Below are 18,047 nucleotides of genomic sequence, written 5' to 3'. Positions count from 1 at the left end.
CCCCGTACCCCCCGCTTCGCACCCAGAGGGGGCCATAAGGCATCCTGGCCGGACCACAGCGAGGCGAGGCGATAGATGAGCGCGACGTTCGGCGGCCCCAGCGGCCGGCAGGGCAGACTCTCCCGGTGGCTGCGCGGACGCCGCCCGAAGGAGACGGCCGCCGCCGACCCGGGCCGCGAGGCCCTGCTGCTCGCCGCCGCCGAGGCGGGCTTCCCGCTGGCCCCCGCCGCCCACCCCGCCCCCGGCTACGGCTGCTCCTGCGACCGCGTCGGCTGTCCCACCCCGGCCCGGCACCCGGTGTCCTTCGCCTGGCAGACGCAGTCCACCACCGACCGCGCCCAGATCGAGCGCTGGGCCCGGCACCAGCCGCAGGCCAACTTCATCACCGCGACCGGCATGACGCACGACGTCCTGGACGTGCCCCTGGAGGCGGGCCGGCAGGCGCTGGAACGGCTGCTCGCGGGCGGCGTCGAGGTCGGCCCGGTCGCCGAGAGCGACGACGGCCGCATGCTCTTCTTCACCCTCACTCGCGGCACCCCCGAGGACGAGGACGAGTGGTGGCCCTGCGAGCTGGACTGCCACCCCGAGACCATGGACGAGCACCCGGGCCTGCGCTGGCACTGCCGGGGCTCCTACGTCCTGGTACCGCCCGCCCGGCTGCCCGGCGACGACGACCGGCGGGTGCACTGGGTACGCGGCCCCGAGCACGCGCTGCCCGACCCGCTGAGCCTGCTGGAGACCCTCACCGACGCGTGCGCCCGGTACGACGGCGGAGAGGCCGACCAGGTGGGCGCCGCCTGGCCGCTGCGGCGCTGAGCGCCTTGTCGGGGGGCGCCGGGTCGGGGGGTGCGGGGTCGTCGGTCGGGTGCGGCGCCGTTGTGGCTGGTCGCGCAGTTCCCCGCGCCCCTTCGGGGCGCTGTTTTCTGGGCGCTGTTCAGGAACCCTGTGCCGAGGTCAGGCCCTGGATGCGGCCCAGGATCGAGACCTTTCCGGTGCCCGCCGGGTCCAGGGCGACCTGGTTGGAGACGAACTGCATCGTCAGCGACTGCTTGATCTCACCCTTGGTGAGCGCCTTGACGTCCTGGTTCGGCGTCGGCACGGAGGTGCCCGCGGCCGCCGTCTGCTTGGCGTAGTAGCGGGTGGTGAAGAACACCATCGCGCCGCCGTCGGCGGTGCGCAGCGCGAGCGGCGCGTAGTCGCCGCCGGTCAGCGCCTCGTCGATGTACTGGGTGGCCAGGCCCGGCTTGGTGGACTTCTTGCGGTCCGTGCGCCAGCCGCTGGTGTGCGGGCCGTCCGCGAAGACGGTGCCGCCGCTCTTCAGGTACGTGGCGTAGTCCTGGCCGAGGCCGGCGGGGGAGGCGGCGAGTTGGGCGCTGTTCGCCGGTACGGCCTCGGCCCAGCCGTTCTTGTCGGTGGTGAACTTCGGTACGTCGCCCGGCGCGACCAGCGTCAGGTACGCCACCTGGAACGGGTCGGAGAGGCCGTTGCGGGTGAAGACCAGCAGCCACCGTTCGTCGCCGCCCTTGTTGCCGTGCGCGTCGGCGAGGAACCAGCGCGGCCAGCCGGCCTTCTTCGGGATGGTGTAGGTGACGTCGTCGAACTCCAGAGGCGAGTGGCCGGAGTTGCCGCCCGGACTGTTGACGTGCCCGGCCTTCAGGCGCGCGGAGTCGATGTCGGCCAGGGCGCCGGTCGTGTAGTCGGCGTCCAGGGAGCTGTCGTAGGCCTTGTCGGCCTTGTTGTAGGCGTCCGTGAACTGCCGCAGCGCCTTGGCGGCCTCGGCGCGGGTGGTGGTGGGGAGCACCTCGCGCTCCCCGTGCACCACCACGCATCCGCTCACCGTCAGCGACATGGCGGTCAGCGAGACCGCTATGAGTGCGCTCCGGTCACGCCTGCGGAGTCCGCGGAGCCGCCGAGGGCTGCGGTCCCCGGTCGTCCGATGCGTCCTCAGATGCCTCATCAGATGCCTTCACCTTCCCCTTCCCGGAGCCGAACCCTACCGGGGCGAAGAAGAGGACGAGCGTCGGGACCAGGTACAGCAGCCACACCGTGACCTGGAGCACGGTCGGGTCCGGCTGGAAGTTGAAGACGCCCTTCAGCAGTGTCCCGTACCAGCTGTCCGGCGGGACGGTGCCGCTGATGTCGAAGGCCTGGTGGGTCAGGCCCGGGATCCAGTCGGCCTCCTGGAGGTCGTGGAAGCCGTACGCGAGGACGCCCGCCGCGACCACGACCAGCATGCCGCCGGTCCAGGTGAAGAACTTGGCGAGGTTGATCCGCAGCGCGCCCCGGTAGAACAGCCAGCCCAGGAAGACCGCGGTGGCCAGGCCCAGCGCCACGCCGATCAGCGGGCGCGGGGTGCCGTCGCTGGCCGCGTGCACGGACGCCCACACGAACAGGGCGGTTTCCAGTCCCTCCCGGCCGACGGCGAGAAAGGCCGTGGCGACCAGCGCGCCGGTGCCCATCGCCAGGGCCGCGTCGAGCTTGCCGTGCAGCTCCGACTTGAGGTGCCGGGCGGTGCGCCGCATCCAGAACACCATCCACGTCACCAGCCCCACGGCCACGATGGACAGGGATCCGCCGAGCGCTTCCTGTGCCTCGAACGTCAGCTCCTGGGAGCCGAATTCGAGCGCGCACCCGAAGCCCATGGCGATCAGCACCGCCACCGCGATACCGGTCCAGATCGGCTTCAGGGCGTCCGTCCGCCCGGTCTTGACCAGGTAGGCGATGAGGATGCAGACGACGAGCGACGCCTCAAGGCCTTCCCGCAGACCGATCAGGTAGTTGGAGAACACGGATCACGCCCCCTTGGAGGACTTGGCGGACTCGGAGGACTTGGTGGAGCTGGAGGATCCGGAGGACTCGGTGAACAGCGTCCGGCCCCACCAGTCGTCCGTGTCCCGGACCCCGGGCGGGATCGCGAAGACCGCCGAACCCACGTGCTGGATGTACTCGTTGAGCGCGTCGGACGCGGACAGCCTGCGCTGCAGCGGGATGAATCCCTCGCGCACGTCGCGCTGGTAGGCCAGGAAGAACAGCCCCGCGTCGAGCCGCCCGAGTCCGTCGGTCCCGTCGGTGAAGGAGTAGCCACGGCGCAGGATGGTGATCCCGCCGTTGGAGTCCGGGTGTGCCAGCCGGACGTGGGCGTCGGGCTTCATCGCCTTCAGGAACGGAGCGTCGTGCTCCTTCGCCCTGCCGACCGGGGCACCCTCGCCCTTGTCCCGCCCGAAGACGTCCTCCTGCTCCTGGAGCGAAGTCCGGTCCCAGGTCTCGATGTTCATGCGGATACGGCGGGCGACGAGGTACGACCCACCCGTCATCCAGTCCGGCCCGTCCCCGTCTCCCACCCACACGAACTTCTCCAGGCGGCCGGCCTCGGTGCCCGCGATGTTGCGGGTGCCGTCCTTGAACCCCATGAGATTGCGCGGCGTCTGGGCGTCCGGGGTCGTCGACGAGGTCTTCCCGAAACCGAGTTGGGACCACCGGACGGCGACCTTGCCGAAGCCGATCCGGGCGAGGTTGCGGATGGCGTGCACGGCGACCTGCGGATCGTCGGCACAGGCCTGCACGCACAGATCGCCCCCGGTACGGGAGGCGTCGAGGTTGTCCCCGGGGAACCCGGGCAGGTCGACGAGCGCGGCCGGCCGCTGCCCGGCCAGGCCGAACTTCTCGAAGAGGGACGGCCCGAAGCCGATGGTCAGCGTCAGCCGGGACGGCCTGAGCCCGAGGGCCTCGCCGGTGTCGTCCGGCGGCGCCTCGGCGAGCCCGCCGTACGCGCCCTCGCCCACGGCCCTGCCCGCGGTCAGCCGCCGGGCCGCGGCCGTCCAGTCCTTCAGCAGCCGCACGAACTCGGCCCGGTCGTCGGTCTTCACGTCGAACGCGGCGAAGTGCAGCCGGTCCTGGACGGGCGTGGCGATCCCGGCCTGGTGGGCGCCGTGGAACGCCACCGCGCCCCCGGCCTCGGCGGCGGGGCCGACGTCGTCACCGGCCTCGGCCATCGCCACCGCGCCCCCGGCCACGGCGGCCCCGAGCGCGAGCCCGGCCCCGCCCCATCCGATCAGCGCCCGACGCGACGGATTGACTCTCTCACCCATGTCCCGCCCCCTACTTGGCCACGGCCGCGGCGAGCTTGGACAGCGGCTCCGCGAGGGCGTTGACCGCGTCGGACAGCTCCTTGCGCTGGTCCCCGGTGACCTTGTCGTACGAGACGAAGTCGTAGGACGTCCTGTCCGCGCGGTACTTGTCGAGCAGGGTGTCGAGCGCGGCGAACTGCTTGTCCAGCTCGCCCGTCAGCGCCGGGTCGTTCTTCGCGGCGACCGGCTTCAGCAGCTCGTACGCCTTCTGCGCGCCCTCGACGTTGGCCTTGAAGTCGACCAGGTCGGTGTGGGAGTAACGGTCCTCCTCGCCGGTGACCTTGCCGGTGGCGACCTCGTCGAGGAGTTCCTTGGCGCCGTTGGCCATGGAGGTCGGGGTGATCTCGGCCTTGCCGACCCGCTCCCGCCAGTCGGTCAGGTCGGCGACGAGCCGGTCGGCGAGGGCCGCCTCGGTGGCACCGGTCTTCCGGTCCGCCCAGAGGGCCTTCTCCAGCCGGTGCCAGCCGGTCCACTTCTGCCCCTCCTCCAGGCCGTCGGCGCGGGTGTCGGTCTTCGGGTCGATGTCACCGAAGGACTCGGCGATCGGCTCGGTGCGCTCCCAGCCGAGCCGCGAGGGGGCGTAGGCCTTCTTGGCGGCCTCCAGGTCACCGGCCTTGATCGCGTCGGCGAAGGTCCGGGCGAGCGGGACGGTGGCGTCGGCCTGCTCCTGGGCGTACTCGCGGTAGTCGGCGACGGCCTTGTCGAGCGCCGGGTTGCGCTTGGCGACGGTCCCGGAGCCGGTGACGGTCAGCTTCTGCCGCACCCCGTGCCCCTTCATCCCGGGCCGGCAGGCTATCTCGTACGACCCGGCCTTCACCTCGGCCGTCAGCGTGTACCTGGTCCCCGGCCCGATGTTCTCCTTCTCGGAGACGATCCGGTCGTCCGGGAAGAGGATCTCGACCTCGGTGGCCTTGGAGCCCGTGTTCTCGATGGCGAGCGTGACGTGCCCGGCCGGGACCGACTTCGTGGACGTCGCACACGTGGAGTCGGCGGCGGTGACCTTGATCGCGCCCGCGCCCTCGGCGTCGCTCTTCGCCGTGCAGGCCGAGAGGGCGGTCAAGGCGGCCGCCGTGGCGGCGGCGGTGACGGTGAGTCGGAGGGCACGCATGCAGGCTCCAAGCGGAGATGGATTGGTGAGGCTGTCCTAAGTTACCCCAGGCTTACCTTACTTTTACCGGGAGGGGGCGTGACATGCCAGACAGGGAGAGATAATGGTAAAGGAAAAGTAAAGAGCGCTGTGAGTGCTTCAATGCCGGAGTGACTGATTACGACGTGCTGCGTGTCTTCTGCGCGGCGAACGGCGGGTACGGCAACGAACTCGGGGTCGTCCGGGACGGCTCCGTGCTGCCCGACCGGGAGGACCGGCAGGCGCTGGCCGCGAAACTCGGGTTCAGTGAGACCGTGTTCGTGGACGACCCCGAGCGCGGGGCCGTCGACATCTACACCCCCACCCTGCGCCTGCCGTTCGCCGGGCACCCCTGCGTCGGCACGGCCTGGCTGCTGGACGTACCCGAGCTGGTCACCCCGGCCGGTGTGGTGGGCGCCCGGCTGGACGGCGAGTTCAGCTGGATCGAGGCGCTCCCGGAGTGGGTACCGCCGCGCACCCTGCGCCGGTACGCCACGGCCGCCGAGGTCGACGCGCTGCCGGTGCCGCCGCCGGGGGAGTGGATCTACGCCTGGGCGTGGGAGGACGAGTCGGCCGGCCGGGTGCGCGCCCGCGCCTTTCCCGGCCGTGACGACGGCATCGACGAGGACGAGGCGACCGGCGCGGCGGCGCTGCTGCTCACCGCGCAGCTGGGCCGGGCCCTGAACATCACCCAGGGCAGGGGCTCGCAGATCCTCACCGCACCCCAGCCCTACGGGTGGGTGGAGATCGGCGGTCGGGTCCTGCTGGAGGGCGAGGAGAAGCAGCCCCGGATCAGCCGGTGACCGGCTTGTCCTGCCGGGCGCGCCTCGCGTAGTACCAGGTCATGTTGGACGACAGACCCGTCAGCAGCACCCAGACCACACCCATCAGCCAGCTGCCCTGGACGAAGGAGATGACAGCGGCGATGACGGCCAGGACGCAGACGGCCAGGGCGTAGCGGGCGAGGCGGGGCATGAGGCGAGTCGCTTTCGGATCGGTCGGGGACACTGGCGGCGACCACCAGTGTCCCCCATCCGCTCAGACGTCCGTGAGGCGGAGTCCGGCGTGTGCCTTGTAGCGGCGGTTGACCGAGATCAGGTTCGCGACCAGGGACTCCACCTGGTGGGCGTTGCGCAGCCGCCCCGCGAAGACGCCGCGCATCCCCGGGATGCGCCCGGCCAGCGCCTGCACGATCTCGACATCGGCCCGCACCTCCCCGAGCACCATCACGTCGGTGTCGATCTCCTCGATCTCCGGGTCCTGGAGAAGCACCGCGGAAAGGTGGTGGAAGGCGGCCGTGACCCGCGAGTCCGGCAGCAGCGCCGCGGCCTGCTCGGCCGCGCTGCCCTCCTCCGGCCGCAGCGCGTAGGCGCCCTTCTTGTCGAAGCCGAGCGGGTTGACGCAGTCCACGACCAGCTTGCCGGCCAGTTCCCCGCGCAGTGACTCCAGCGTCTTGCCGTGCCCGTCCCACGGGACGGCGACGATCACCAGGTCGCTGCGGCGCGCGCACTCGGCGTTGTCGGCGCCCTCGACACCGTGTCCGAGCTCGTCGGCGGCGGCCCGCGCGCGCTCGGCGGCCCGGGAACCGATGATCACCTTCTGGCCGGCCCGCGCCAGCCGGTAGGCGAGGCCCTTGCCCTGCGGGCCGGTGCCGCCGAGCACACCCACGACCAGAACGGAGACGTCGGGCAGGTCCCAGGGATCCTTGGCGGGGGCCTTCTCGGCCGGCGGCTGCTGTGCACTGTCGGTAGAGGTCATGGGCCGACTCTACGGCCGGGCCGGCGGCCGCACCCGGTCAGGTGAGCCGGTTCAGGGGCACCCGGCGGAAAGTGATCGTCTCGTACGCGCCGAAGTCACCGGTCTCGTACAGCAGTCCGACGGTGGCCGCGTCGACCCGGGTCAGGTCGGAGTAGGCGGCGGGCAGTCCGTCCACCGTGTACGCGGGGCGCCAGGTGGTACCGCCGTCGGTGGAGACGCGGACCGTCATCAGGGCGCGGGCCGCCGGGTCGGCGGGGCCGGAGTACAGCAGCAGGTCCGGATCGCGGAGTTGGAGCACGCTCGCCTCGCAGACGGGGGCGGTGAGCCCGGCCTGCGGCCGGAACGGCTTCACGAGCGTGCGCCCGCCGTCCGCCGAGTAGGCGTCGGCCCTGTTCCCCGGCGCCGGGGAATCGTTGCGCGTGTTGAAGTAGACGCGCCCGTCGGGCAGTTCGGCGGCGGTGGTCTCGTTGACGTTGATGTACCCGTCGGTGTTCTCGTCCAGGTAGCCGAGGTACCAGGTCTCCCCGCGGTCGTCGCTGAGCAGGCAGTGCCCGCTGTTGTACCTGCCCTCGGTGCCGTTGTCCGTCCCGGTGGGCGGCAGGGTGTGGTTGGCGGCCACGACGACCCGCCCCGAGCGCAGTTGGAGGGCATGCCCGGGCGTGGTGGCGTACCACCGCCATCCGGCCTTCTTCACCGACGGGGTGATCTCCTTCGGCGCGGACCACGTCATCCCGTCGTCGTCGCTGTGCTGCACCCACACCCGCCGCCCGTCGGCTTCCGGCACCTGCCCGCGCAGGATGGCGTCCTCGGTGGCGGAGGCGGCACTGCGGACGTGCACGAGCAGGATCCGCCCGCTGTCGAGGACCACGGGCGCGGGGTTCCCGGCGAGATCGGTCCCGTTGGCGGCGGCGACCTGGAGCGCTCCCCAGGTGCGCCCGCCGTCCCCGGACCTCTTCAGCACGATCTCGATGTGCCCGTAGTCGGCGGCGGAGCCGACTCTCCCCTCGCAGAAGGCGAGCACGGTGCCCGCCCGGGAGACCACCACCGCAGGGATCCGGAAACTGGCGTAGCCCTCGTCGCCCGCGCGAAAGGGAATGCTTGCCTCTGCGTCGCTCATGCGCCGTCTCCTCCCCGGGTCGGGCGAATTCGGGGTGAACTCCACGTCACGAGTGCCCGATTGCGGCAGTATGCGAAGGCATGGATGCCGTGAGGGTCGCGTTGCTGCGTGAAGTGCTCGCCGGGACCGAGTGGTTGACCGCGACGCGCAGATTCGCGGGTGTCCTCCGGGGCTCGGTGGTGGCCCACGGCGGCGGACTGCTCCTGCTCGGCACCCCCGAGTACGAGCCGTGGCATCTCGCCGCGCACCTGGTGGACGAGGCGGCGTGGTCCGGGGTGCCGGAACTGGCGCCGACCCTGGTACGGCACGACGCCCGGCCCACCGACCCGGCGCACCTCGCGGTCGGCCCCGCCCGCATCGAGACGGCCCGCCGGGGCGAGACCCTGCTGGTGGTGGCGCCGGGCGACACCGAACCCCTGCTGGAGCGGGTCCACACGGCCCGCCGCGCCGGCGTGACGGTCCTGACCCTGTCCACCACCACCGACGACGCGCTGACCGCCATGGCCCACGAGACCCTGACCGTCCCCGAGACCGCGGAACTGGACCTGGACACGGTCCAGCACCTGGTCAGCGCGGCAGCCGGCGAGAACGGCCCCTCCCCGAGAACCCACCGCCGCTTCCGCGACCGCCTCACCCGTCTGGTGGAGACGGTGACGGCCCCGCCTCCGGCCCCGTGGTGACGGCCGGCCCGTCCCACGGCCACCGCCCCCGCCCAGCCCCCAGCCCCGACCGGCCCGGTCAGTCCTCGTCCGAGGTGTCACCCGCCGGCGCGTCGTGCCACCGCGGATCGTTCTCCCACTGCAGGTTGCGCTCCCGGGCGGTCTCCATCGCGTGCTCGGCCTCCGCACGGCTGGCGTAAGGACCGAACCGGTCCTTGGCGGGGCACTCCGGCCCCTCCTCGACCTTGTGGTGCTCCAGGCAGTAGTACCACTCGCCCGCCTTCGCGGCGGTCCGCTTCTTGAACAGGGCCATGACCGGCTCCTTTCGCCATCCACATGTTCCCGCATGCCCGCTGGTTAGACTCGCTGCCATGTCTGGCCAGTCGCTGCTCGTACCAGGGGAGCTCTCTCCCACCCGTTCGGTACCCGGAAACATCCGCCGCCCCGAGTACGTCGGCAAACCCGCGCCGGCCCCGTACACCGGGCCCGAGGTGCAGACCCCGGAGACCATCGAGGCGATGCGGATCGCCGGCCGTATCGCCGCACAGGCGATGGAGGAAGCCGCGAAGATCATCGCGCCGGGTGTGACGACGGACGAACTCGACAAGGTGGCGCACACGTACATGTGCGACCACGGGGCCTACCCGTCCACCCTCGGCTACCGCGGCTTCCCCAAGTCCCTGTGCACCAGCGTCAACGAGGTCATCTGCCACGGCATTCCGGACTCGACGGTGCTCCAGGACGGTGACATCGTCAACCTGGACGTGACGGCGTACATCGGCGGGGTGCACGGCGACAACAACGCGACCTACCTGGTCGGGGACGTCGACGAGGAGAGCCGGCTGCTGGTGGAGCGGACCCGGGAGTCCCTGAACCGGGCGATCAAGGCGGTCCGGCCGGGCCGGCAGATCAACATCATCGGCCGGGTCATCGAGTCGTACGCCAAGCGCTTCGGCTACGGGGTGGTCCGCGACTTCACCGGGCACGGCATCAACGCGTCCTTCCACTCCGGGCTGATCATCCCGCACTACGACAGCCCGCACGCGACGACCGTGCTGCAGCCCGGGATGACCTTCACGATCGAGCCGATGCTGACCCTCGGGACGTACGAGTACGACATGTGGGACGACGGCTGGACCGTCGTGACCAAGGACCGCAGGCGAACCGCGCAGTTCGAGCACACGCTGGTGGTGACGGACACCGGCGCGGACATCCTCACGCTTCCCTGACTCCCGCCCGACCAGGCCTGGCCTCTCCCCCCGGAGGGCAGGCCTTTCCCGGGCGAGGAGTTCCCGCGGCCGGCCTGATCCCCCGCGCTACCGGATGATCGAGCAGTACTCGTCCGTCCCCTGCCAGAAGCGGTAGAGCCGCTGGCCGCAGTACTGGTCCAGGTCTCCGACGCCCAGGTGGCGCAGCAGCGCGTCGATCACGTCGAAGAACGCGCTGTTGACCGACGGCACCCACAGCAGCGCGAACACGAACAGCAGGCCGAACGGCGCGAACGGCTCCACCTGGCGCTTGACGCCGTACGACAGCCAGGGCTCGATCACGCCGTAGCCGTCCAGGCCCGGCACCGGCAGGAAGTTCAGGATCGCCGCCGTGACCTGGAGCAGGGCGAGGAAGGCGAGGGCGAAGCGGAAGTCGCGCGGGACGCCGTCCAGCGCGTCCAGCCAGAAGGGGGCCGTACAGACGGCGGCGAACAGGACGTTCGTCAGCGGACCGGCGGCCGAGACGAGGCTGTGCCGCCAGCGGCCCCGGATCCGGCCGCGCTCGATGAAGACCGCGCCGCCCGGCAGACCGATCCCGCCCATGATCACGAACAGCACCGGGAGCACGATGCTCAGCAGGGCGTGCGTGTACTTCAGCGGGTTCAGGGTCAGGTAGCCCTTCGCGCCCACCGTGATGTCGCCGCCGTGCAGGGCCGTGCGCGCGTGCGCGTACTCGTGCAGGCAAAGGGAGACGATCCAGGCGGCCGTCACGAACAGGAACACGGCGACCCCGGGCTGCTCGGCGAACCCGGACCAGGTGGCCCACCCGGTGACCGCGGTGACGGCCAGGATCCCGACGAACACGGGACTGATCCGCCGGTCACTGGGGCGGGTGGTGGTGGCGGTCATGGGGTGGGACTCCCGGGTCGCTTCGGAGACGGTGCGTGCGGGGTCGACCGTACAGGTGACGTGAGAAGAACGTCATGCGGAGGGCCGTGGGTTCCACGGCACCGAGCCGAGCCGCTGTGCCCCGCGCGGGATCCCGGTCACCCTCGACTCCGCGCAGTCCGAGCGCACTGAAACCCTGCGGCGGTGCCGGGGCGTCCCCAGGGACAATGGACCCCGTGCGCTACGCGATCCTCGGCACCACCCAGGCCCTCCGCCCCGACGGCACGGCCGTTCCCGTGGGCGGGGCGCGGCTGCGTGCCCTGCTGACCGTGCTGGCGCTGCGGCCGGGCCGCGCGGTGTCCGCCGGGCTGCTCGTCGACGAGGTGTGGGGCGAGGACCCGCCCGCCGACGCGCCCGGCGCGCTTCAGGCCCTGGTCGGCCGGCTGCGCAGGGCGCTCGGCGCGGCCGCCGTCGACTCCACCGACGGCGGCTACCGGCTCGCCGCCGCCCCCGACGAGGTCGACCTGCACCGCTTCGAGCGGCTCACCGGCGAGGGCCTGTGCGCCCTCGCCGACGGCGACCCGGCCAAGGCGGCCGGCGTCCTCGACGACGCCCTCGCCCTGTGGCGCGGCCCGGCCCTGGCCGACCTGCCCGACCGCACCGCCGAGGCGGCCCGTGTCGACGTCCGCCGCCTGGACGCCCTGCGTGCCCGCCACACCGCCGCCCTCGCCCTCGGCGAGGCCGAGCGGTCCCTGCCCGAGCTCACCGCCCTGTGCGACGCCCACCCCCTCGACGAGCCCCTCCAGGCCCTGCGCCTGCGTGCCCTGGGTGCCACCGGCCGCGGCGCCGAGGCGCTGGCCGCCTACGACGACGTACGCCGCCTGCTCGCGGACCGCCTCGGCTCCGACCCCGGACCCGAACTGCGCGCCCTGCACGCCGAGTTGCTGGACCCGGCGCCGGCGGTGTCCGCCGGGCGCCCGGCCCGGCCCGGCAACCTGCGCGCCCGGCTCACCTCCTTCGTCGGGCGCGAGGCCGACATCGAGGCCATCCGCGGCGACCTGGCCGCCGCCCGGCTGGTCACCCTGCTCGGACCGGGCGGGGCCGGCAAGACCCGTCTCTCGCAGGAGGCCGTCGAGACCGTGCGGTACGCCCCGGACGGCGTCTGGCTGGCCGAGCTGGCCCCCGTCGACGACCCGGCCGACGTCCCCGAGGCCGTGCTCAGCGTGCTCGGCGCCCGCGAGGCCGTGCTGTACGGCGGCGGCGCCGAGGCCATGCGGGCCGTCGCCGACCGGCACGACGATCCGGTCGAGCGGCTCGTCGACCACTGCGCCCGGCGCCGGATGGTGCTCGTCCTCGACAACTGCGAGCACGTCGTCGACGCGGCGGCCGGCCTCGCGGTCCGGCTCCTGGAAAGCTGCCCGGACCTGACGATCCTGGCCACCAGCCGCGAACCCCTCGGCGTGCCGGGGGAGCTGCTGCGCCCGGTGGAGCCGCTGCCCGAGCCGGTGGCGCTGCGGCTGCTCGCCGACCGGGGCGCCGCGGCCCGCCCCGGCTTCACGGTCGACGCCGACGAGGAGACCGCGGCGGCCTGCGCCGAGATCTGCCGCCGCCTGGACGGACTGCCCCTCGCCATCGAACTGGCCGCCGCCCGGCTGCGGATGCTGACTCCGCGGCAGATAGCCGACCGGCTGGACGACCGGTTCCGCCTCCTCACCTCCGGCAGCCGCACCGTGCTGCCCCGCCAGCAGACCCTGCGCGCGGTCGTCGACTGGTCCTGGGACCTGCTCGACGCCGGCGAACGCGACGTCCTCGGCCGCCTGTCGGTCTTCGCGGGCGGCTGCGACCTGGCCGCCGCGGAGGCCGTCTGCGGCCCCGCCGCCCTCGACGCGCTCGGCTCACTGGTCGACAAGTCCCTGGTCGTGGCGGCCCCTTCGGGCGAGGCCGAGCACGACGGGATGCGCTACCGGCTCCTGGAGACCGTCGCCGAGTACGCCGGCGAGCGCCTGGACGAGAGCGGCGGGCGCGCCGCCGCCGAGCGCGCCCATCTGACGTACTACCGCGAACTCGCCCGCACCAACGAACCCTTGCTGCGCGGACCCGGCCAACGGGCCGCCATCGCACGGCTTCAGCTGGAGTACGAGAACCTGCGCACCGCGCTGCGGCACGCCATCGCCGCCCGGGACGAGCACGAGGCGCTCTGCCTGCTCCACTCCCTTTTCTGGTACTGGCAGTTGCACGACCAGCGCATCGAGACCCGCACCTGGTGCGCCGACGTCATGGCCCTCGGCCCCGACCCGTTCACCGCACCGCTCAGCCGGGCCGAACCGGTGTGGCAGCGCTGCACCGACACCCCGCCGCCGTACACCGGCGAGCTCCTCGCCGAGGCCTGGCGCGGCGTGCACCTGGCCCATCTGGCCTGTATGGACACCGAACTGGAGGCCTGGCAGACACCTCAGGCGCAGGCCAGACTGCGCGCCGTCACCGAGATCTACGAGCCCGGCCTGCCGCAGACCTGCCGGGCCCCGGGCATGTTCTGGTTCTTCGCCGTGATGCTGACCGGCGGCATGGACCGGCTGCGCGAGATCCTCGACGCCGCCGTCCGCACCTGCCGTGAGACGCCCGGCTACGAATGGGAGCTGGCCGGGTCTCTCGCCATGCGCGCCAACCTGCTCGCCAACCGGGCCGCCTGGGCGGGCGACGCCACCCGGGACGCCGACGAGGCACTGGAGATCTTCCGGCGCCTCGGGGACGACTGGGGCACCGCCGAGGCCTTCTCCGGGCGCGCCGAGGCCCGGGAGCGCAAAGGCGACTACCTGGCGGCGGCCGCGGACTACGAGGCCGCCATCGAGCGGGCCGGCCGCCTCGGCGCCCGCGCCCAGGCCGCCGTGCTGCACGCACGCCTGGGCAGCGTGCTGATCGAGTCGGGCCAGACCGAGCGCGGGGAACGGCTGCTGCGCCAGGTCGTCGCCGACCACGAGGGCCTGAACAACGAGGCCATGCCCGCCGCCCGGCTCTTCCTCACCACCTGGCTCCTGCTGAGCGGCCGCGTCGCCGAGGCCCGTGAGCAGGTCCGGCTGGTGCGCAGCGAGTTCAAGATCTCCCACTTCCTCGTCTTCGACGCCCTGATCCTCACCCAGGAGGCCTGGGTGGACGCCCTCGACGACCGCCCCGCGGAGGCCCTGGACAGGCTCCGGAACGCGCTGCGGCTCGCCGCCGACCCGCTGAGCGAGGCCATCACCCCGCACCTGACCTCCCTGTGCCTGACCGTCGCCGCGGTCGCGCTGTCCGGCCTCGACGGGGGTGCGCGTGCCCTGGACGCCGCCCGCTGCCTGGGCGCCGCCGACGCCCTGCTGCCGCCCGGCCACCTCCAGGTCGGACTGGAGCGCACCGCACGCGACCGGTCGGAGGCCCGGGTCCGGGCCGCCGTCGCCGACGACGGTGCCTACGAGTCGGCGTACGCCGAGGGCGGCGGCCTCTCCCGCGCGGAGGCCACCGCCCTGCTCTGACGTCGTCTTCCGCGTGCGCCTCCTGGCGAACGTCAGCTCTTCGTACGGAACTTGTAGATCGCGTACGGTGCCGCGACCGCGGTGAGCCCGACCGACCAGGCCAGTGTGATCCACAGACTGTGCGTCACCGGACCGCCGAGCATCAGCCCGCGCGCGGTGTCGGCGAGCGCGGACAGCGGGTTGTAGTCGGTGAAGGCCCGGAGCCAGCCCGGCATCGAGTTCGTCGGTGCGAAGATCGAGGAGCCGAACTGCAGCGGCATCAGCACCAGGAAGCCCATCGCCTGCACCGACTGCGCGCTCTTCATCACCACCCCGAGGGTGAGGAAGACCCACATCAGGGCCGAGCCGAACACCGCCGACAGTCCCACCGAGGCCAGCAGGCCCGACCAGTGAGTGATGTCGAAGCCCACCAGGACGGCGACGACCATCAGGACCGCGGTCGCGAACAGCATCCGCATCAGCTCCACCGCGATCTTGGCGAACAGCACGGAGCCGCGCCCGATCGGCAGGGACCGGAAGCGGTCCATCACACCGGAGTTGAAGTCGGTGTTGAAACCGGTGCCCACCCCCTGGGCCATGTTCATCCCCATCATGGCCATCAGGCCGGGGACCACGTACTGGACGTAGGCCTGCTGGCCGCCGCCCAGCGACTTGCCGATGGAGCCGCCGAAGACGTACACGAACAGCAGGGTGAAGATCACCGGGAACAGGATGGCGTCGAACATCGACTCCGGGTCCTGCCGGATCCACAGCAGGTTGCGGCGGACGAGCGCGCCGGTGTGGCGCAGATGGGCGCGCACCGAGATCGGCGTGTCGGCCATGGGGACAGGGGCGGTTGCGGTGGCGGTCATACGGCGACCTCCTGACGGTCGTCGGCGGGCACGGCGTCCTGCGGGGCACTGGCGCGGTGGCCGGTGAGGGACAGGAACACCTCGTCCAGGCTGGGCAGTTCGGTGGTGATGGAGCTGATGGTGATACCGCGGGCGGTCACGGCGCCGACCACGGCGGTCAGCTGCTCGTCGCTGAGGATCGGCACCAGCAGCGTGCCGTTCTCGCCGTCCACGGTCGTACCGGCGAGCCCGGTGATCCCCAGCTCGTCGATCAAGGCGGCGAACGGCCGGACCTGCAGCGGATCGACGGGCCGCACCCGCAGCGTCCGGCCGCCGACCTTCGCCTTCAGCTCCTCCACCCGGCCGTTCGCGATGACCTTCCCGCGGTCCACGACGGTCAGTTCGGAGGCGAGCTGCTCGGCCTCCTCCATGTACTGGGTGGTCAGCAGCACGGTCACGCCCTCGCCGACCATCGCCTTGACCTCGCCCCACACCTCGTTGCGGGTGCGCGGGTCGAGACCGGTGGTCGGCTCGTCCAGGAAGAGCACCTGGGGGCGCCCGATCATCGAGGCGGCGAGGTCGAGCCGGCGCCGCATACCACCGGAGTAGGTGCTCGCCGGCCGCCTGGCGGCCTCGGTCAGGGAGAAGCGCTCCAGCAGTTGGTCGGCCCGGGCCCGCGCGTCCTTGCGCGACAGGTCCAGCAGCCGGCCGATCATGTACAGGTTCTCCCAGCCCGGCAGTTTCTCGTCCACCGAGGCGTACTGCCCGGTCAGCCCGATCACCCGGCGCAGCCGGCGGGGCTGGCGCAGCACGTCGTACCCGGCGACGGTCGCCTCTCCCGCGTCGGGCCGCAGCAGCGTGGACAGGATCCGCACCAAAGTGGTCTTGCCCGCCCCGTTCGGTCCGAGCACGCCCATCACGGTGCCCTGGCGGACGTCCAGATCAACTCCGTCGAGTGCCTTGGTGTCGCCGTAGTGCTTCACCAGCCCCCGTACGGACACGGCGTTGTTGTCGATTCGCGTCATGGCAGGAACCGTGCCAGGCCCCACCGACAAACCACCGACAGGCCGCCGACCCCTGCCGACAGCCCGCCGACAGGCCGTCGCCGGGACCGCCGACACCGGGGCGTACGCTGCCGGGCGTGACCCCACTCGTGGCCGAGGCCATCAGCACCGGGCGGCTCGACCTGCTGCCACTGCGGGCCGGGCATGCCGAGGAGATGGCCGAGGTGCTGTCCGACCCGGCGCTGCACGCCTTCACCGGCGGCACGCCGGACACCGCCGGGGAACTGCGCTCGCGCTACCGCCGGATCACCGCGGGCTCCGGCGACCCGGCCGTCTCCTGGCTGAACTGGGTGATCCGGCTCCGGGCCGAGTGCTGCCTGACGGGTTACGTCCAGGCGACGGTGCGGGGCCCGGTCGCCGAGATCGCCTGGGTGGTGGGCACCCCCTGGCAGGGCAGAGGCATCGCCACCGAGGCCGCCCGCGCTCTCGTCGACTGGCTCACCCGCCGGCCGACGGCCGGCGTGATCGCCCACATCCACCCCGACCACCACGCCTCCGCCGCGGTGGCCAGGGCCGCCGGGCTGGTCCCCACCGGCATACGGCAGGACGGCGAACTCCGCTGGCACCGCCCGACAGCTCCGGGCACGGCGCCGGCCTGAGCGGTTCCGCCGAGGCCCACCGCGGTCCGGCGATGTCCCTCACGACGCGGGACAGCCCGCCGACGGGGGAAGATCGGCGGGCTGTCCTTGGTGTTGCCGCAGTGGCTCTGGGGGGGGGCTAGTGGACGGAGTGCTCCTCCTGCGGGAACGTTCCGCCGACGACGTCCTCGGCGTAGGCCTTGGCCGCGTCGCCCATGATCTGGCGCAGGTCCGCGTACTTCTTCACGAACTTCGGGACCCGGCCCGAGGTCAGGCCCAGCATGTCCGTCCAGACCAGGACCTGCGCGTCGGTCTCGGGACCGGCGCCGATGCCGACGGTCGGGATGTGCAGCACCCGGGTCACCTCGGCCGCGAGCTCCGCCGGGACCAGTTCGAGGACGACCGCGAACGCGCCCGCGTCCTGCACCGACTTGGCGTCGCGCAGCAGCTGCTGGGCCGCCTCCTCGCCGCGGCCCTGCACCCGGTAGCCCATCGCGTTGACGGACTGCGGGGTCAGGCCGATGTGCGCCATCACCGGGATGCCGGACTCGACGAGCAGCCGGATCTGTTCGTACGACCGCTCGCCGCCCTCCAGCTTGACGGCGCCGACGCCCGCCTCCTTCACCAGCCGGGTCGCCGAGCGCAGCGCCTGCACCGGGCCCTCCTGGTAGGAGCCGAAGGGGAGGTCGCCGACGATGAGGGCGCGCTGGGTGCCGCGGACCACGGCCGCCGACAGCATCGTCATCTCGTCCAGGGTGACGGGCACCGTCGACTCGTAGCCGAGGTGACAGTTGCCGGCCGAGTCGCCGACCAGGAGTACCGGGATGCCGGCCTCGTCGAAGACGGAGGCGGTCATCGCGTCGTAGGCGGTGAGCATGGGCCACCTCTCGCCGCGTTCCTTGGCGAGGGCGAGGTCGCGGACCGTGATGCGGCGAGTGCCCTTACCCCCGTACAGCGCCTTGCTGCCGTCGGAGGGGCTGTTCTGCACAGTCTGGGCAGCCGAAAGCTGCGTCATGACAACGGCTCCTTCAAGTCATCTCGTGGCACCCTCACGGTGTCCCCGGATCCCTCCCATGGTGGCACCTCGTGCCGTCCTCGGCCAGAGTGCCTCCGTGTGATCCATCGGGCACCACCCCCGGCCGCCCCCCGGCCCCGCGTCACCCTGTCGCGTTATGTAAGGTTCGGG

Annotated in this window: 18 protein-coding genes; 6 read left to right on the top strand and 12 right to left on the bottom strand. The window is 72.3% G+C overall.

Going from position 1 to position 18,047, the window contains the following annotated elements; genetic code table 11:
• Window positions 1–75: 75 nt before the first annotated feature.
• A complete protein-coding gene (locus LQ326_RS29745; protein ID WP_234542141.1) occupies window positions 76–816 on the top strand; it encodes a bifunctional DNA primase/polymerase in 741 nt (246 codons plus the stop codon).
• A 118-nt stretch (window positions 817–934) separates the two neighbouring features.
• Here LQ326_RS29745 and LQ326_RS29740 read toward each other — a convergent pair whose 3' ends face one another.
• The 4 genes from LQ326_RS29740 to efeO are packed head-to-tail and all read right to left on the bottom strand — an operon-like array spanning window position 935 to window position 5,235.
• Window positions 935–1,957, bottom strand: coding sequence for an SCO2278 family lipoprotein (locus tag LQ326_RS29740; protein ID WP_491074090.1), 1,023 nt, complete (start codon window positions 1,955–1,957; stop codon window positions 935–937).
• The gene (gene efeU, locus LQ326_RS29735) at window positions 1,884–2,789 is read right to left on the bottom strand and encodes an iron uptake transporter permease EfeU (RefSeq protein WP_234542139.1); all 906 of its coding nucleotides are present in this window, start codon (window positions 2,787–2,789) and stop codon (window positions 1,884–1,886) included. Before efeU ends, LQ326_RS29740 begins: the two co-directional genes overlap by 74 nt.
• Before the next feature lie 3 nt (window positions 2,790–2,792).
• Complete coding sequence (gene efeB / locus LQ326_RS29730; protein ID WP_234542138.1) at window positions 2,793–4,088, bottom strand: iron uptake transporter deferrochelatase/peroxidase subunit; 1,296 nt, start codon at window positions 4,086–4,088, stop codon at window positions 2,793–2,795.
• Between the two features lie 10 nt (window positions 4,089–4,098).
• Complete coding sequence (gene efeO, locus LQ326_RS29725) at window positions 4,099–5,235, bottom strand: iron uptake system protein EfeO (protein WP_234542137.1); 1,137 nt, start codon at window positions 5,233–5,235, stop codon at window positions 4,099–4,101.
• A gap of 149 nt (window positions 5,236–5,384) precedes the next feature.
• Between efeO and LQ326_RS29720 the strand changes: the two genes are divergently transcribed.
• On the top strand, window positions 5,385–6,056 hold the full coding sequence (locus LQ326_RS29720) for a PhzF family phenazine biosynthesis protein (RefSeq protein WP_234542136.1): 672 nt from the start codon (window positions 5,385–5,387) through the stop codon (window positions 6,054–6,056).
• On the opposite strand, the gene LQ326_RS29715 is transcribed toward LQ326_RS29720, so the two are convergent.
• From LQ326_RS29715 to LQ326_RS29705, 3 genes are all read right to left on the bottom strand, one after another.
• Entirely contained in the window at window positions 6,046–6,228 is a 183-nt protein-coding gene (locus LQ326_RS29715; RefSeq protein WP_234542135.1) for a hypothetical protein, read from the bottom strand. The two genes, LQ326_RS29720 and LQ326_RS29715, sit on opposite strands and share 11 nt — an antisense overlap.
• A 63-nt stretch (window positions 6,229–6,291) precedes the next feature.
• The gene (gene npdG, locus LQ326_RS29710) at window positions 6,292–7,011 is read right to left on the bottom strand and encodes an NADPH-dependent F420 reductase (RefSeq protein ID WP_234542134.1); all 720 of its coding nucleotides are present in this window, start codon (window positions 7,009–7,011) and stop codon (window positions 6,292–6,294) included.
• Window positions 7,012–7,048: 37 nt separating this feature from the next.
• Complete coding sequence (locus LQ326_RS29705) at window positions 7,049–8,128, bottom strand: sialidase family protein (RefSeq protein ID WP_234542133.1); 1,080 nt, start codon at window positions 8,126–8,128, stop codon at window positions 7,049–7,051.
• An 80-nt stretch (window positions 8,129–8,208) separates the two neighbouring features.
• Here LQ326_RS29705 and LQ326_RS29700 point away from each other — a divergent pair, with 80 nt between their 5' ends.
• On the top strand, window positions 8,209–8,808 hold the full coding sequence (locus tag LQ326_RS29700; protein WP_234542132.1) for a hypothetical protein: 600 nt from the start codon (window positions 8,209–8,211) through the stop codon (window positions 8,806–8,808).
• Window positions 8,809–8,866: 58 nt separating this feature from the next.
• Here LQ326_RS29700 and LQ326_RS29695 read toward each other — a convergent pair whose 3' ends face one another.
• Window positions 8,867–9,100 carry a hypothetical protein gene (locus tag LQ326_RS29695; RefSeq protein ID WP_234542131.1) on the bottom strand — a complete coding sequence of 78 codons (234 nt, stop codon included), beginning with the start codon at window positions 9,098–9,100 and terminating at the stop codon, window positions 8,867–8,869.
• A gap of 58 nt (window positions 9,101–9,158) precedes the next feature.
• Between LQ326_RS29695 and map the strand changes: the two genes are divergently transcribed.
• The gene (gene map, locus LQ326_RS29690; protein ID WP_234542130.1) at window positions 9,159–10,016 is read left to right on the top strand and encodes a type I methionyl aminopeptidase; all 858 of its coding nucleotides are present in this window, start codon (window positions 9,159–9,161) and stop codon (window positions 10,014–10,016) included.
• Between the two features lie 87 nt (window positions 10,017–10,103).
• Here the strand turns inward: map and LQ326_RS29685 are convergent, their stop codons facing one another.
• The gene (locus LQ326_RS29685; protein ID WP_234542129.1) at window positions 10,104–10,904 is read right to left on the bottom strand and encodes a site-2 protease family protein; all 801 of its coding nucleotides are present in this window, start codon (window positions 10,902–10,904) and stop codon (window positions 10,104–10,106) included.
• Window positions 10,905–11,110: 206 nt separating this feature from the next.
• Here LQ326_RS29685 and LQ326_RS29680 point away from each other — a divergent pair, with 206 nt between their 5' ends.
• Window positions 11,111–14,389 (top strand): AfsR/SARP family transcriptional regulator, encoded by a 3,279-nt coding sequence (locus tag LQ326_RS29680; RefSeq protein ID WP_234542128.1) that lies wholly within the window; start codon window positions 11,111–11,113, stop codon window positions 14,387–14,389.
• Window positions 14,390–14,421: 32 nt separating this feature from the next.
• Here LQ326_RS29680 and LQ326_RS29675 read toward each other — a convergent pair whose 3' ends face one another.
• Window positions 14,422–15,240 carry an ABC transporter permease gene (locus LQ326_RS29675; RefSeq protein WP_234542127.1) on the bottom strand — a complete coding sequence of 273 codons (819 nt, stop codon included), beginning with the start codon at window positions 15,238–15,240 and terminating at the stop codon, window positions 14,422–14,424.
• On the bottom strand, window positions 15,237–16,244 hold the full coding sequence (locus LQ326_RS29670; protein ID WP_234542126.1) for an ATP-binding cassette domain-containing protein: 1,008 nt from the start codon (window positions 16,242–16,244) through the stop codon (window positions 15,237–15,239). Before LQ326_RS29670 ends, LQ326_RS29675 begins: the two co-directional genes overlap by 4 nt.
• Before the next feature lie 116 nt (window positions 16,245–16,360).
• Between LQ326_RS29670 and LQ326_RS29665 the strand changes: the two genes are divergently transcribed.
• Complete coding sequence (locus tag LQ326_RS29665) at window positions 16,361–16,882, top strand: GNAT family N-acetyltransferase (RefSeq protein WP_234542125.1); 522 nt, start codon at window positions 16,361–16,363, stop codon at window positions 16,880–16,882.
• Between the two features lie 118 nt (window positions 16,883–17,000).
• Here the strand turns inward: LQ326_RS29665 and panB are convergent, their stop codons facing one another.
• Window positions 17,001–17,876, bottom strand: a complete 876-nt coding sequence (gene panB, locus LQ326_RS29660) for a 3-methyl-2-oxobutanoate hydroxymethyltransferase (RefSeq protein ID WP_181806308.1) — start codon at window positions 17,874–17,876, stop codon at window positions 17,001–17,003.
• Window positions 17,877–18,047 lie beyond the last annotated feature (171 nt).

It is taken from the genome of Streptomyces shenzhenensis (assembly GCF_021462265.1).
Taxonomy (GTDB): domain Bacteria; phylum Actinomycetota; class Actinomycetes; order Streptomycetales; family Streptomycetaceae; genus Streptomyces; species Streptomyces shenzhenensis.
This window is presented reverse-complemented; position numbering and strand designations above follow the sequence as displayed.